At 72.8% G+C, this 14,418-nt stretch carries 11 protein-coding genes and 1 tRNA gene; 4 read left to right on the top strand and 8 right to left on the bottom strand.

Annotated features, from left to right (window positions below; genetic code table 11):
* Nucleotides 1-3 precede the first annotated feature (3 nt).
* The 8 genes from ABKW26_RS09100 to ABKW26_RS09065 all read right to left on the bottom strand — a co-directional run bounded on the left by ABKW26_RS09100 (nt 4) and on the right by ABKW26_RS09065 (nt 10,376).
* A complete protein-coding gene (locus ABKW26_RS09100) occupies nt 4-1,617 on the bottom strand; it encodes a GTPase (RefSeq protein ID WP_348592891.1) in 1,614 nt (537 codons plus the stop codon).
* The gene (locus ABKW26_RS09095) at nt 1,614-3,599 is read right to left on the bottom strand and encodes a GTPase domain-containing protein (RefSeq protein WP_348592889.1); all 1,986 of its coding nucleotides are present in this window, start codon (nt 3,597-3,599) and stop codon (nt 1,614-1,616) included. Before ABKW26_RS09095 ends, ABKW26_RS09100 begins: the two co-directional genes overlap by 4 nt.
* 47 nt (nt 3,600-3,646) lie before the next feature.
* Entirely contained in the window at nt 3,647-5,329 is a 1,683-nt protein-coding gene (ettA, locus tag ABKW26_RS09090) for an energy-dependent translational throttle protein EttA (RefSeq protein WP_348592887.1), read from the bottom strand.
* Between the two features lie 213 nt (nt 5,330-5,542).
* Nucleotides 5,543-6,127 carry a single-stranded DNA-binding protein gene (locus ABKW26_RS09085; protein ID WP_348592885.1) on the bottom strand — a complete coding sequence of 195 codons (585 nt, stop codon included), beginning with the start codon at nt 6,125-6,127 and terminating at the stop codon, nt 5,543-5,545.
* Nucleotides 6,128-6,225: 98 nt separating this feature from the next.
* Nucleotides 6,226-7,788 carry an ABC transporter gene (locus ABKW26_RS09080; protein ID WP_348592883.1) on the bottom strand — a complete coding sequence of 521 codons (1,563 nt, stop codon included), beginning with the start codon at nt 7,786-7,788 and terminating at the stop codon, nt 6,226-6,228.
* A gap of 23 nt (nt 7,789-7,811) precedes the next feature.
* Nucleotides 7,812-9,470 (bottom strand): dynamin family protein, encoded by a 1,659-nt coding sequence (locus ABKW26_RS09075; protein ID WP_348592881.1) that lies wholly within the window; start codon nt 9,468-9,470, stop codon nt 7,812-7,814.
* 73 nt (nt 9,471-9,543) lie between these two features.
* Nucleotides 9,544-10,158: a hypothetical protein gene (locus ABKW26_RS09070; RefSeq protein ID WP_348592879.1), complete on the bottom strand. Its 615-nt coding sequence runs from the start codon at nt 10,156-10,158 to the stop codon at nt 9,544-9,546.
* A gap of 145 nt (nt 10,159-10,303) precedes the next feature.
* A tRNA-Arg gene (locus ABKW26_RS09065) sits at nt 10,304-10,376 on the bottom strand.
* Between the two features lie 103 nt (nt 10,377-10,479).
* On the opposite strand from ABKW26_RS09065, the gene rnhA reads away from it, so the two are divergent.
* From rnhA to ABKW26_RS09045, 4 genes are read left to right on the top strand one after another with little or no spacing between them, the layout of a single operon-like run.
* Nucleotides 10,480-10,965 carry a ribonuclease HI gene (gene rnhA, locus ABKW26_RS09060; protein ID WP_348592877.1) on the top strand — a complete coding sequence of 162 codons (486 nt, stop codon included), beginning with the start codon at nt 10,480-10,482 and terminating at the stop codon, nt 10,963-10,965.
* 1 nt (nt 10,966) lies between these two features.
* Complete coding sequence (locus ABKW26_RS09055) at nt 10,967-12,496, top strand: AMP-binding protein (protein WP_348592875.1); 1,530 nt, start codon at nt 10,967-10,969, stop codon at nt 12,494-12,496.
* Nucleotides 12,497-12,505: 9 nt separating this feature from the next.
* Entirely contained in the window at nt 12,506-13,273 is a 768-nt protein-coding gene (map, locus tag ABKW26_RS09050) for a type I methionyl aminopeptidase (protein WP_348592873.1), read from the top strand.
* Nucleotides 13,274-13,276: 3 nt separating this feature from the next.
* A complete protein-coding gene (locus ABKW26_RS09045; protein WP_348592871.1) occupies nt 13,277-14,407 on the top strand; it encodes a thiolase family protein in 1,131 nt (376 codons plus the stop codon).
* Nucleotides 14,408-14,418 lie beyond the last annotated feature (11 nt).

The raw sequence follows: 14,418 nt of genomic DNA, 5'->3' as shown, positions 1-14,418 counted from the left end.
GACCTACCGGCTCGCGAGCGCCGCGGCCGCGCGGCACTCGTCGAGCAGCCTGCGCTGTGTCCCGACAGGGCCGATGACTGCGTCACGTGCGACGGCGTCGATCTCCGCGCGCAGCCGGCGAGCCGCACGGCGCGCCGCCTGGTTCGCCCCGAGGAGCCCGAGCAACCGTGCGACGAGCGCGAGGAGCACCCCGACGAGCAGCCCACCCACGACCATGAGCGTCGGGATCGGGAAGCCCTCCACGTCGGGTGAGGCGGGCACCGGGAGCTGGACGTAGGCGAGCAGCGCAAGACCACCGAGCCACGCCAGCCCCGCGACGAGGACGCCGAGAACGACCCACTGGACGACCGACACGACAGCCCACCAGCGCGGACGACGCTCCCCGTCGAGCTCGGTGCGCGCCACCGCCTGGTCGAGCGCGTCCGGGAGGTCGTCGTCACGCAGGTGCTCCCGCGTCGCGAGCACCCACCCGGTGGGCGCACCGACCGACGCCGCGTCCACGTAGGCGCGCACGGCGCTGCGCGTCCGGGCCGCCATCGCGGCGTCCACCGGGGGCAGCGACGAGCGTGCCAGCTCGGCGCGCACCTCCCGGCGGTGGAGGTTGAGCCTGCGGAGCGGGTCGGCGCGGAAGCGCCCCACCCACCGCGTCACCGGCCAGCCGGTCGCGGCCCGGGCACGCAGGAGCGCTGACCCGCGCACCGCGTCGACCACCACGTCCGCGCGTGCTGCTCTGCTGAGCGACTCCAGGAGCTCCCCGCGGACGAGGTCCTGCTGCTGGGCGCCGCCGTTGCTCGCACCGCACTCCGCCAGGACGGCGCTCGCCGCACCCCTGACGTCGGCGAGCAGCCGGTCGGTCGACGCTGCGCGCTTGCGCGCGGCCTGCGCGACGAGCTCGTGCAGCTCGCCCATCCCCTGTCCGGTCGCTGCGGACACTCCCACCACGACCGCCGACGAGAGCCCGTCGTCGCTCGCGAGGCGTCGTAGGTCTGCTAGGCACTGCTCCTGGTCGACCGGAGAGAGTCGGTCGATCTGGTTGAGCACGATGACGACGACGTCCGCATGCCCGGCGAGCGGTCGCAGGTAGCGGTCGTGGACAGCCGCGTCGGCGTACTTCTGCGGGTCCATGACCCACACGAGCAGGTCGGCGCGCTCGACGAGCCGCTCCGCCCGCACCCGGTGCTCGACGACGACGGAGTCGTGGTCCGGGAGGTCGAGCAGGACGAGCCCGGCCCGGTCCTCCCCGGTGTCGACGAACGTCCGCTGCGCCACCTCGAGCCAGTCCAGGAGCGGTTCGACCGCTCCCGTGCCCGGGGTGTCCCACACGGCAGCGACCGCGCGGGACGTCGTCGGGCGCCGGATACCCGGGCTCGAGATCTCCCGGCCCGCCAGGACGTTGAAGATCGACGACTTCCCCGACCCCGTCGAGCCGGCGAGCGCCACCACCGTGTGGTCGACGGAGAGCCGCAGCCGCTCACGAGCGTGCGCGGCGGTCTGGGCACCCCGCTCGAGCACCTGGGTGCCGAGCCACCCGCGGCCCGCGTCGAGCGCAGACTCGAGAGCCTGGGTACGGCGCGCCAGCACCTCTCCGCGGCGCGTCACGCCGCTGAACCGCTTCACGCTCGCCCGCGCCTCTGGCGCAACCTGCTGAGGAATCCTCGTCGGACGGGATCCTTCTCGGGCGCGGGTGCGTACGGATCGTCCAGCACGGAGAGGTCCGCGCCCCGTAACCGGCCCCGGTGCGCGTCCGGTTCCGGCGAGAGGCCGGACGCGACGGCCTGGCCGGGAGGTCCAGGAACCGGCCGCTCCGCCGCTGCTGCGGCACGGGCTGCTCGCTCGCGCTGCGCGGCGCCCTGGAGCGTCTGCGCTGCGCCCCGGAGCGCAGGACCCCAGGCAGCTCCGGAGCCGACCGCGTCGAGAAGACCGACGAACCGTGCGGACTCGTGCTCGAGGAGACGGTCCACCCGCTCGAGGAGAGCCGTCTGGGCCGCGCGCGCGAGCGACCGCACGGCCTCGTCTCCGAACACCGCCTCGAGGAGCCGCTGGGCGAGGATCGCTGATCCCCCGGCGATCCCGACCTCCGCGCCCGTGAGCCCACCCGTCTGGGCGAACACGACGATCATGAGCGCTGCTCCGAGCCCGTTCACCCCGACGGCCAGGACCCGGGCGCGCCCACGCTTGTCGGCGCCACGCTCGCTCACGAGCGCGAGGACGTCCGACTGCCATGCCCGGATCTCGACGGCGAGCCTCGTGCGGAGGTCGGCGGACGCACGCGAGAGCTCGAGGCTCTCGAGGAGGGGGGCTCCGGCACCGTCCGAGCGCCAGGCTCCGTACGTGCGTTCCGCCGCCCGGTCCGCCGTGTCGAAGATGATCGCCTCGAGGTTGGTGCCGATGGCGACGGCCACCTTGGGCTCGGCCGGTCCTCGACCGCGGAAGAACCCCGTGATCGTGTCGCGGACCATCCCGATCCTCACCTCCACCGCGCGCATGAAGTCGCCGGTACCGATGAAGTCCTGCCAGCGGGCGAGCACCTCACCCCGGAGCATGGTGCCGTCCGAGGTGGCGTCGGCGACGTCACGGGCAGCGGCCGCGTAGGTGTCACTGACGATCGCCCGCAGGCGGGCGTCCACCGACACCTGGGCGTCGGCGGCATCGGCGAGGGACATCGTGCGACCGGCGATGTCGTCGATCGCCCCGTCCCGGGTCGCCTCGATGACCGTCGTCCGCGACGCGGCGTCGCCGCCGGTCGCGGTGAGCCACCGCGAGATGGGAGCGACGACCTGCGACGGAAGCATGCCGTCGACGAGCGGGGTCTCCGGGACGAGGAAGACCGGCGACCCTCCGAGCCCGTGCTCCGCGAGCATCTGCCGCAGGTGCTCGCGCACGACCTCGGCGCCGGGGTCCACCCGGTCGATGACGATCGCGACCTGCGCGCGGCGCTCGGCGCCCTCGCGCAGGAGGTCCCACGGGACGGCGTCGGCGTAGCGGGCAGCAGTGGTGACGAACAGCCAGAGGTCCGCGGCCGCGAGCAGCTGGGCGGCGAGCTCCCGGTTCCCGACGACGACCGAGTCGATGTCGGGGGCGTCGAGGATCGCGAGGCCGGGAGGCAGGACGTCCGTGGCCACGAGCCGCAGCGAGCGTCCCGCGCCGGTCCCGGGCGCGTGCATCGACGCACCTCCGTCCGACGCCCCCGTGGTCGTCTCGCGAGCAAGGTGCGGGAAGACGCGTTCCGTCTGGAACCATGACGCGTCGAGCGGATGGTGCGCGAGCACCGGGGAGCGCGTCGTGGGGCGGAGCGCTCCGGGCGTGGTCACGTGCTGCCCGAGGATCGAGTTGACGAGTGTCGACTTCCCCGCGCCCGTCGATCCGCCGACGACGACGAGGAGAGGTGCGGCCACCGCGTCGATGCGGGGCAGCAGGTAGTCGTCGAGCTGGTCGAGGACGCGCTCGCGCGCGGCGCGAGCAGCCGGGGCGAGCACGGTCTCGAGCGGCAGCGCGAGATCGTCGACGGCGCTGCGCAGCTGGGCGAGCGCCGAGGCGAGCTCGGCGACGCGGGAGGTCCCGTCGCCGCCGAGCTCAGAGGGGTCAGGTGCGTCCGGCATGAGTGCAGTCTGCCGGAAAACCCCTGGTCGCACCCACCGTGCGTGGTTCAGCCGCGCGTGAGCTTGCGGTGCGTCACGCGGTGCGGGCGTGCGGCGTCGGCGCCGAGGCGCGAGACCTTGTTCTCCTCGTACGAGTCGAAGTTCCCCTCGAACCAGTACCAGGCCGACGGGTTCTCGTCCGTACCCTCGTACGCGAGGATGTGCGTCGCGACCCGGTCGAGGAACCACCGGTCGTGCGAGACGACCACGGCGCAGCCCGGGAACTCGAGCAGAGCGTTCTCGAGCGAGCCGAGGGTCTCCACGTCGAGGTCGTTGGTGGGCTCGTCGAGCAGGAGGAGGTTCCCACCCTGCTTGAGGGTGAGCGCGAGGTTGAGGCGGTTGCGCTCTCCACCGGAGAGCACGCCGGCCGCCTTCTGCTGGTCCGGGCCCTTGAAGCCGAACGCGGCGACGTAGGCACGAGAAGGCATCTCGACGTTGCCGACCTTGATGTAGTCGTTGCCGTCGGAGACGACCTCCCAGAGGCTCTTCTTCGGATCGATGCCACCACGCGACTGGTCGACGTACGAGATCGAGACCGTCTCGCCGATCTTCAGCTGTCCGCCGTCGAGCGGCTCGAGACCGACGATCGTCTTGAAGAGCGTCGTCTTTCCGACACCGTTGGGGCCGATGACACCGACGATGCCGTTGCGCGGCAGCGTGAAGGAGAGCCCGTCGATGAGGGTCCGGCCGTCGAAGCCCTTGTTGAGGTCGGTCGCCTCGATGACGAGGCTTCCCATGCGGGGGCCCGGCGGGATCTGGATCTCTTCGAAGTCGAGCTTGCGGGTACGGTCCGCCTCGGCGGCCATCTCCTCGTAGCGGGCGAGTCGAGCCTTGGACTTCGTCTGGCGTCCCTTGGCGTTCATGCGGACCCACTCGAGCTCGTCGCTCAGGCGCTTGGCGAGCTTCTGGTCCTTCTTGCCCTGGACCTTGAGGCGCTCGCCCTTCTTCTCGAGGTAGGTCGAGTAGTTGCCCTCGTACGGGTAGAGGCGTCCGCGGTCGACCTCGCAGATCCACTCCGCGACGTGGTCGAGGAAGTACCGGTCGTGGGTGACGGCGAGGATGGCGCCGGCGTAGGACGACAGGTGCTGCTCGAGCCACAGGACGGACTCGGCGTCGAGGTGGTTGGTGGGCTCGTCGAGGAGCAGGAGGTCCGGCTTCTGGAGCAGGAGCTTGCACAGGGCGACGCGGCGGCGCTCTCCACCTGAGAGCACCTTGACGTCGGCGTCCGGCGGGGGGCAGCGCAGGGCGTCCATCGCCTGCTCGAGCTGGGCGTCGAGGTCCCACGCGTCGGCGTGGTCGAGAGCCTCTTGGAGGTTCCCCATCTCGGCGAGGAGCGTGTCGAAGTCCGCGTCGGGTTCCGCCATGAGCGCGGAGATCTCGTTGAAACGGTCGAGCTGTGCCTTGATCTCGGCGACGCCCTCCTCGACGTTCCCGAGGACGGTCTTGTCCTCGTTGAGCGGCGGTTCCTGGAGGAGGATTCCCACCGTGTACCCGGGCGAGAGCCGGGCCTCGCCGTTCGACGGCTGCTCGAGGCCCGCCATGATCTTCAGGATGGTCGACTTCCCGGCACCGTTGGGGCCGACGACGCCGATCTTCGCGCCGGGGAGGAAGTTCAGTGTGACGTCATCGAGGATGACCTTCTCACCGTGCGCCTTGCGCGTCTTGTACATGGAGTAGATGAACTCAGCCACTGGCTCTCTGTCCGCCTCATGATCGATTGCGCTGGAGCGGGTTCGCCTCGCGCGGGTCAGGGGACCCGTCGCACTGCTCGCCGGCAGCGTGTGCTGGGTGGAGCCGGTGGACGGGATGCTCAACGTCCCAGCCTACGCCGTTCTCACCCCTGGCTGCTCAGCCGACCGGGCAGCCCGTCGCGGCGGGTGCCCGGTCGGTCGTCGCGGAGCCGCTCAGCCGGCGAGGCTCGGCACCCGGGAGTCGCTCTGCGCGACGCCTTCGTCCGTGACGTCGTCCGGCTCGTCCACGCCGCGCTCGGGTGCCGTGACCGCCACGGACCACGGGTCGTCCTGCTGGAGCAGGGAGGACGCGTCGTCGGGTGCGTCCTCGACGAGACCGTGCTCGGGCACGTCTGCTGCGCTCGTGCCGTCGGTACCGGCCGCGAGCGGTCGTGCCTGCACCGTGTGCCGGAACGTGGCCTGACCACGGGAGAGGTCAGGGCCGAGGGCGTCGGCCTCGATGACGAAGGTCGTGCGCGGCCCCTCGGGAGATACCCACTCGTCGCTGGACAGGGAGCCGTGCACGACGACGGGGTCGGACTTGCGGAGCGACTCCGCGACGTTGAGCGCGGTGCTCCTCCACGTCTTGACGGTGAACCACGTGGTGGGGCCGTCGACCCAGCGGTCCTCGGCCCGGTTGTAGTAACGCTTGGTGCTCGCGAGCCGGAAGGTCGTGAAGTCGGTGCCGTTCTCGGACACGAAGTGCTTGGGCTGGGTGCCGACCCAGCCGGCGACGGTGACCTTGGTGTCAGTGCTCATGGGTCCTCCTGAGACTCGGGAGGCGCGGTCGCTTCCCTGGTCCGGTCAGACTCGTCGCTCGTGACGGGCTCCGCGTCGCCCCACGAAGGACCTGTGGATCAGACCTCGGTGACGCGCCCTGTGGCCGACGACTCACGGGCGGAGAGAGCCGACTCCCGGACATCCGTGTGCTCGTCGAGCACTCGCTGTGCCGGAGCGACGAACTCTCGCTCGACGACCGAGCGCAGCGCGCCGAGCGCTGCGTCCCGGACGCCGTCGGCCCGCTGCTCACCGAGCGCCGCACGCAGCCGGGCACCGACCACGAACGACACGACCGCGCCGAGCGCGGCCACGATCGTGAGGATCCCGGTGACCGCCGCCCACGGAGCACCGAGGTCGAGTACCCCGGTCCCCAGCAGGAGAGAGAAGACACCGGCGACCAGCGCGAGGCCGGCGAACACCCACCCGACCGTCCGTGCACGCCGCCCGCCGACGGAGCCGGACGTGTCGATGGGGACCTCGTCGAGCGCAGCGACGATCCTCTGCGAGAGCTCGCCGTGGTCCGGGACTGCCGCGTCGACCGACTGCGCCCAGGTCGGACGCATCGTGTCCGTGATCCTCGTGATCCACCGGCTCCGGATGACACGGACGGCCGACTCCTGCGGTGCGCGGAAACGCGGCGCGTCGGACTCGCGGACACCGCCGAAACGGACGACCCCGCGGACGTCGTCGACGACCGCCGACACCCCGACCGCCACCGCGACACGGTCGACCTCTCCCTGCACGAGCGGCGAGAGGTTCTGCAGGACGGTGGGCCGCACCTCGGCCGCGATCTTCCGGCCCTCACGGTCGAGCTCGTCCGCGAGACGGCTCGCGGCGACGCTGCGCTTGCCGACGGCCTCGCGCAACGTCTCGCGCAGCTCGGCGACCCCTTCCCCCGTCTTCGCGGAGAGCGTCCGGACGTCGACGCCGACAAGACCGTCCTCCTCGAGGAGCCGGGAGACGTCCGCGACGAGCGAGGCACGCCCGCCGGGCGCGATCGTGTCGATCTGGTTGAGCACGACGATCATCGACGCCTCGGACCCCGCGAGGTTGCGCAGGTACCCGGCATGGAGCGCCTCGTCGGCGTACTTCTGCGGGTCGACGACCCAGATGAGGAGATCGACGAGCGGCAGGATGCGGTCGACGATCTCGCGGTGCGCCGGCTCGATCGAGTCGTGGTCGGGCAGGTCGAGGAGGATGAGGCCGTCGAGGCCGAGCTCGGCATCGCCGTCGAGCTCGCTCCCCCGGTTGATGCGACGCTCGGAGTCCACCTCGAGCCAGTCGAGGAGCGCCGTCGCGCTCTGGCTCCACGCGCACGCGGTCACGCGCGCCGTCGTGGGGCGGCGCACGCCGACGTCGGCGAAGTTCAGGCGTGAGATCGCGTTGAACGTGCTCGACTTTCCCGAGCCGGTCCCGCCGGCGAGGGCGACGATCGTGTGGTCGACGCCGAGCGCGAGGCGCTCGTCGGCCCCGGCGAGCACGGAGCGTGCGTGCGCGGCCACCGCGGGGTCCAGCCGGTCGCCGGCGACCTCCAGAGCGTGGCGCAGGTTCGCGACGTGGGCGGTGTAGCGCTCGCCGTCCGAGGTCGTCGACCGGGTGCGCCGCGTGCTGCGATCGCTCGTCTGGTCGGTCTGGGTCACGGGCTGCTCCTGAGGTGGCGGGGTCATGTGAGCTGGGCGAGCTCCGCGAGCCGGACGCTCAGCCCGACGGCCGCGTCGTCCGCCAGCGCGGGCACCGCGAGAGCAGCGACGACGGGTTCGATCTCCCGGTTCACCAGAGTAGCCGCGCGGTCCGCCAGGTCCGTGGTCACGACCGGGACGAGCTCGCGCCCGTCGTTGCCGAGGAGCCGGCCGAGGAGTGCCGCAGCGTCCTCGTTGCCGACGGCGGCCGCGAGCAGGAGGGCCGTGAGACCCCCGCGACCGAAAGCACGCACCGCGGCGGCAGCCTGCTTGGAGGCGGTGTCGTCGAGGGCGTCCACCCGGGCGCGGACCGACGCGACCCAGCCGTCGACGGAGCCGCTCACCGCCTCGTCCGAGTCGGGCGGGCGGATGTGCTCCGCTCCGAGCTCGGGACCGCCCGGGACCGCCTCGAGAGCTGTCCGCAGCGCCTGCTGGGCGTCGTCGACCGCCGAGGTGAGCGCGGCCGTGGCCGCCTCCCCCACCGCAGCGGCGAGGTCGTCGAGCTGCGCCTCGCGGGAGCGGCCGCGTCGTGCCGAGCCGCGGGCGAGACCGGAGCGGGTGATCGCCTTGTCGAGGCGCGCCGGCTGCACGAGGTGCGACCACCGCGACTGCACGGCGCCGACCGCGAGCGCTCCGGACTCGACCGAGCGACGGACGGTCGTGACGACCGGCGGGAGCGCCGTCTCGGCGGCGGTGACCATCCGCCGACCGGCCAGGTACTGGGCGTCGACGTGCGCGACGAGCTCCTCGACCCACGGGGGCAGCGCCACCAGCGAGCCCCGCAGCGTACGGAGGATGACCGTACGGGCACGGTCGGCGCCCCCGAGCGTCCGCAACCACCGCTCGATGGGCGCGACCTCGGTGGCGGGCAGCAATCCCTCGTGCGGACCCGCGTCGGGCACCACGAAGAGCGGGGTGCTGTCCATGTGGTGCTCTCGGAGGCGGTCGAGCAGGTCGCCGCGGACCGTCTTGAGCGACGCTGTGGGGGCGCGGTTGAGGACCATCGCGACCGTCGCGCCACGCTCGACCGCACCGGTGAGCGTGCGCCACGGCAGCGCGTCGCCGTAGCGGGCGGCGGTGGTGACGAAGAGCCAGAGGTCGGCTCCCTCGAGGAGCCGGGCGGCGGTCTGCCGGTTCTCCTCGAGGACGGAGTCGAGGTCGGGTGCGTCCAGCAGTGCGATGCCGCGCGGGACGTTCGTGTTGACGACGGACCGGATCGAGGTGACCAGCGGCGTGCCGGCGACGATCTCGGCGTCCTGCGGGTTGTAGACGACGACGGGCTCGCGCGTGGTGGGTCGGATGACGGACGCCCGCGAGATCTCCTCGCGCAGGAGCGAGTTGAGGAGGGTCGACTTCCCGGCCCCGGTCGAGCCCGCGATGACGACGACCGCAGGTGTGGAGAGCTCCTTGAGGCGCGGGAGGAGGTGGTCGTCGAGCTGGCCGACGAGCCGGGCCTGCTTGGCGCGGGCCTCGTCGGCGCCGTCGACCCCGAGCGGGAACTCGAGCGCCGCGACGTCGCGTCGCAGGTCCGTGACGATGTCGAACACCGTGAAGTGCGGCTCCGCCGCGTCCACACCGTCTGACGTGTGGCGGCCCTGGCTGGTGCTCGGCTGACGCGCTCCGGGGCCGCTGGTGGTAGTCACGGCGTAATTCTCCCGTGGATCGCGGGTGAGGCCAAACGCGCGCGCCGTCGGGGGCCGACGAGAACGCGCGTCGTCAGGCTCTCCGGGCAGGCTCTTTACCAGGTCCGTCGCCGCGTCCAGCCGGGAGCATCGCGGCGGCGATGCCGCTGCGCCAGCCCGGGGCGCTCCCACCGTGCGGTGGGGCGAGGTCGCTCGCGTCGATACCGGAGGTGTGCAGGAGCCAGGAGACGAGGGAGTTCGAGTTCCACATGTCGCCGACGTCGAGCACGTCGCGCCCCCAGGTCAGCGGCGGTACCGTCGCCACGCGTCCGAGCAGGGCGCGGGCGTCGTCGGGAGTGAGCGCGAACCGGGCGGGCGGGCCGACCGCCCAGTCCTTGTCCGGGATGGTTCCGTCCTCCCAGCACCGGACCTCGTAGCGGAAGGACCGGAGCCGGCCGAGCCGCTGAGCACCGACAGGGCCGTTCGCGACCACGCCACGAGAACCGGCGGGCTGCCCCCATGCGGGCGTCATCTCGATCACGTACCGGCCGTCGCCGTCGAACGCCTCGAGCGCGGCGTGGAACAACGGACGGGGGTGGCGGTGCTCGCGCCGGGCGCGGAGCAGCTCCCACCACCTGCTGGTATGGATGACGACGTGCCCACCGGCTCCCACGGGGAGCCACCACAGGTCGACGTGGGGACCTGTCATGGGTGATCCTGCACGGTTCCCACGACGATCGCGTCGGCGTCTGCGACGGCCCGGACCCACAGCGAAGAAGCCACGTCAGAACGCTAGCAGCCCACCGCTCCCGCCCCGAGCACGCGACGAGGGCGCTACCGACGTCGCGCGGAAGTGCCCCCGACAGGATTCGAACCTGCGACCTAGAGATTAGAAGGCTCTTGCTCTATCCACTGAGCTACGGAGGCATCCCCAGATCTTATGCGAGTCGCCCGTGATCGGCGGAATCTTCGCTGCGTGCCCCCGTCGCGGGGTGTGCGCGGGCGCTGTCGAGGCTGGAAGACTGTCCGCATGACGTTGCCGACACCGCCGCCCGCGCCCGCGCCGAACGACCCGACCGTCGTCGAGATCTGGACGGACGGCGCGTGCAAGGGCAACCCGGGACCGGGAGGCTGGGGCGCGTGGCTGCGGTCGGGCGACCGCGAGCGCGAGCTCTTCGGCGGCGAGGAGCTGACGACGAACAACCGGATGGAGCTGACGGCCGTCATCGAAGGCCTGCGCGCCCTCACCCGTCCGTGCGTGGTGAACGTCCACGTCGACTCGACCTACGTCATGAACGGCATGTCCACGTGGATCGCCGGCTGGAAGCGCAACGGGTGGCGCACCGGCGACAAGAAGCCGGTGAAGAACATGGACCTGTGGAAGGCGCTCGACGAGCAGGTCGCGCGTCACACGATCACGTGGACGTGGGTCAAGGGCCACTCGGGGGACATCGGGAACGAGAAGGCCGACGAGCTCGCGAACCGCGGCGTGGACGCGGTGCGCCGGACGGAGTGACGTGCCGGTCGCACGCGACGTCCTCGACCACGCCCGCACGGCTCCGGGTCGGGTGGCGGTCGCGCTCGACGGGGAGGCCGGTGACGTCACCTACGCGCAGCTCGCACGCCGTGTCCTGAGCACGGCGGCGCGCCTCGCGGAGGGCGGGTCGGGTGTCTCCGGCGGGCCGGTCATGCCGGGAGGCGTCGTCGCGATCGTGCCACCGGGGCCCGCGGCGGCCGCCGCCCCGCCGTCTGCGGGCGCACGCTGGTCGCAGACCCTCGTCACGTTCCTCGCGGTCGACCTCGTCGGTGCGGTCCCGCTCGTGTGCGACGCGAGCTGGGGTGACCGGCACCGGGAGGACGTGCTGGCGGGGGTGAGACCGGACCACCGTGTCTTTGTGTCCGCTCCGCCCGCACGGCCCGACCGACCGGTCTCGTCGCTGCCCGGACCGGCACGGGCTCTCCTGGCGTCGTCCCTGGCCGCTCGAGCCCGGCCCGACGATCTCGCGTGGGCCGGGTTCACGTCGGGCAGCACAGGTCGACCGCGGGCCGTCGTCCGGACCCGTGGCTCCTGGACGGGATCGTTCTCGACAGTGAGCGACCTCGCCGGCGTGAGCGCGACGAGCACGGTGCTCGTCCCGGGCGACCTCGCCACGTCGCTCTACTGCTTCGGCGCAGTCCACGCGCTGGCGGCGGGCGCGACCCTCCGACCAGCCGTGGCGCGCCGCGACCTCGGACCCGCGGCCCTCGCGAGCGACGTCCTCCATGTGACGCCGGCACAGCTCGAGATCGTCCTCGACACCCTCGCCCCGTCCGCGCGACGTCGGCACCGCACCGCCCTCGTCGGGGGCGCCGGCCTCCCGGACGCGGTGCGCCGGCGCGCCGAGCGCGCCGACGTGCACGTCGTGCCCTACTACGGCGCGGCAGAGCTCTCCTTCGTGGCCTTCGACCCCGACGGCACCGGTCTGCGCCCGTTCCCAGGCACGGAGATCGAGGTGCGGGTCGACGGCGAAGACTCCCACGGCACCGTCTGGGTGCGCTCGCCGTGGCTCGCGTCCGGGTACCTCGCAGGCGCGGACGGTCCGCTCCGACGGTCCGACGGGTGGGCGACCGTCGGCGACCTCGCCGACCCGCGCGCCGCCGACGGCCCGCTCGTCCTGCGCGGTCGCGGGACGGGGGCGATCACCGTCGGTGCCGCGACGGTCCTGCCCGAGGACGTCGAGGCGGTCCTCGCCGACGCCCCCGGCGTCGCCGATGTGGTCGTGCTCGGCACCCACCATCCGCGGTGGGGCGAGGTCGTCACGGCGGTCGTCGTGGTCGAAGCCCGCGAGGGTGCCGAGACCGCGACGTCCGACGAGGACTCCCGCCTGCTCGAGGAGCTGCAGCACCGGAGCACCGTCGCGCTCTCACCGGCCCAGCGACCACGGCGGTGGTTCGTCGCCGCGTCGCTCCCCCGGACAGGGAGCGCAGACGGGGGCAAGCTCGCCCGCGCGGCAGTCGCCGAGGCGCTGCCGGGCTACCGGCGTCTGCGTGGCCGCGCTCAGGGATAGGCTCGACCGGTGATCGAGATGAAGAGCCCCGAACAGATCGAGAAGATGCGCGAGACCGGCCGTGTCGTCGCCCGCGCGCTCCAGGCGATGCAGGACGCGTCGGCCGTGGGGGTGACCCTCACGGAGATCGACGCCGTCGGTGCGGGTGTCCTCGCGGACGCCGGTGCCACGTCGCCGTTCCTCAACTACCACCCGGACTGGGCGCCCACCCCGTTCCCGGGCTCCATCTGCGCCTCCGTGAACGACGTCATCGTCCACGGCATCCCCACCGACTACGCGCTCGTCGACGGCGACCTCCTGAGCATCGACTTCGGAGCAGTCCTCGACGGCTGGTGCGGCGACGCCGCGCGCAGCTTCATCGTCGGGACCCCTCGACCCGGCGACCAGGAGCTCGTGGACGCGACGAAGGCCGCACTCGACGCCGGCATCGCTGCGGCGCAGCCGGGGAACACGATCGGTGACATCGGCTACGCGGTCAACAGGATCGCCAAGAAGGCACGCCTCGGGAACCTCGAGGACCACGGCGGCCACGGCATCGGGACCGAGATGCACATGGACCCGTTCGTCCCGAACGAGGGCCGCCGCGGCAAGGGGATGAAGCTCACGCCCGGTCTCGTCATCGCGATCGAGCCCATGTTCATCGCCGACGGCCGCAGCGACTACCGGCACGACGACGACGGCTGGACGCTGCGCTCGGCGCGCGGTGCCCGTGCGGCCCACTGGGAGAACACGATCGCGATCACGTCGGACGGTCCGCGGATCCTCACCGCCCTCTAGCCCGTGCTCGGGACCTCTCCGGACGCACCGGTCGTCGTCGCCGCGCGCCGCAGCCACGTCGGGACCGCCGGGCGGGGCCACCGCCACCGTCTCGCCCACGAGCTCGCGGCCCCCGTCCTCGCCGCCGCGATGGACGACGTCCGCGCGCTGCACGTCGACGCCCCGGTCGCCGACGTGGTGCTCGGCAGCTGCACAGGTCCGGGCGGCAACGTCGCCCGGATCTCGGCGCTGGCGGCGGGCCTCGGCGTCGAGGTCCCCGGGGCGACCGTCGACCGTCAGTGCGGCAGCGGGCTCGCAGCCGTGCTGCTCGCGGCGCACACCGTCCGTTCCGGCGAGGCCGACCTCGTGCTCGCGGGCGGCGTCGAGAGCGCCTCCACGTCGACCCGTCGAGCACAGGCCGCCTTCGCGCCCGAGGGCTTTCCCGACCCCAGCATGGGTCCTGCGGCCGACGCGCTCGCCGCCGCCCACGGGGTGAGCCGCGAGCGCCAGGACGCCTACGCTGCCCGGAGCCACGCCCGCGTCCTCGCGGCCCAGGCCACCGGCACCTTCGACGACGAGACGGTGCCGCTCGGAGGTCTGTACCGCGACGAGCACGCTCGCTCTCTCGACCCGAGGCTGCTCGCGCGACTGCGACCCGCGTTCACGCCGGACGGGACGGTCACCGCGGCGTCGTCGAGCCCGATCAGCGACGGTGCGGCGGCGCTCGCACTCGTCCCCGAGCGGCTGCGCGGTCGTGTTCCGGGACTGCGCGTGGTCACCGGAGCCGTCGTCGGGTGCGATCCCGCGCTCCCTGGGTGGGGGCCCGTCCCGGCCGTGCGTGCCGTGCTGGCACGTGCCGACGTCGACCTCGCAGAGGTGGCGGTCGTGGAGATCGTCGAGGCGTTCGCCGCGCAGGTCCTCGCGGTCACCGACGCGCTGGGGCTGGACGTTCTCGGCGACGCTGCCGCGCGTGTCTGCCCCGACGGCGGTGCGATCGGCCTCGGGCACCCATGGGGCGCCAGCGCGGCCGTGAGCGTCGTGCGTCTCTACTCCCGGCTCGTGCGCGGCGGAGCCCCGGCCGGGACGCTCGGCCTCGCGACGGCAGCGGTCGGGGGCGGGATGGGCGTCGCGATGCTCGTCGAGGTCGTGCGCTAGACGACGGCAGG

It is taken from the genome of Sanguibacter sp. 25GB23B1 (genome assembly GCF_040012415.1).
Taxonomy (GTDB): domain Bacteria; phylum Actinomycetota; class Actinomycetes; order Actinomycetales; family Cellulomonadaceae; genus Sanguibacter.
This window is presented reverse-complemented; position numbering and strand designations above follow the sequence as displayed.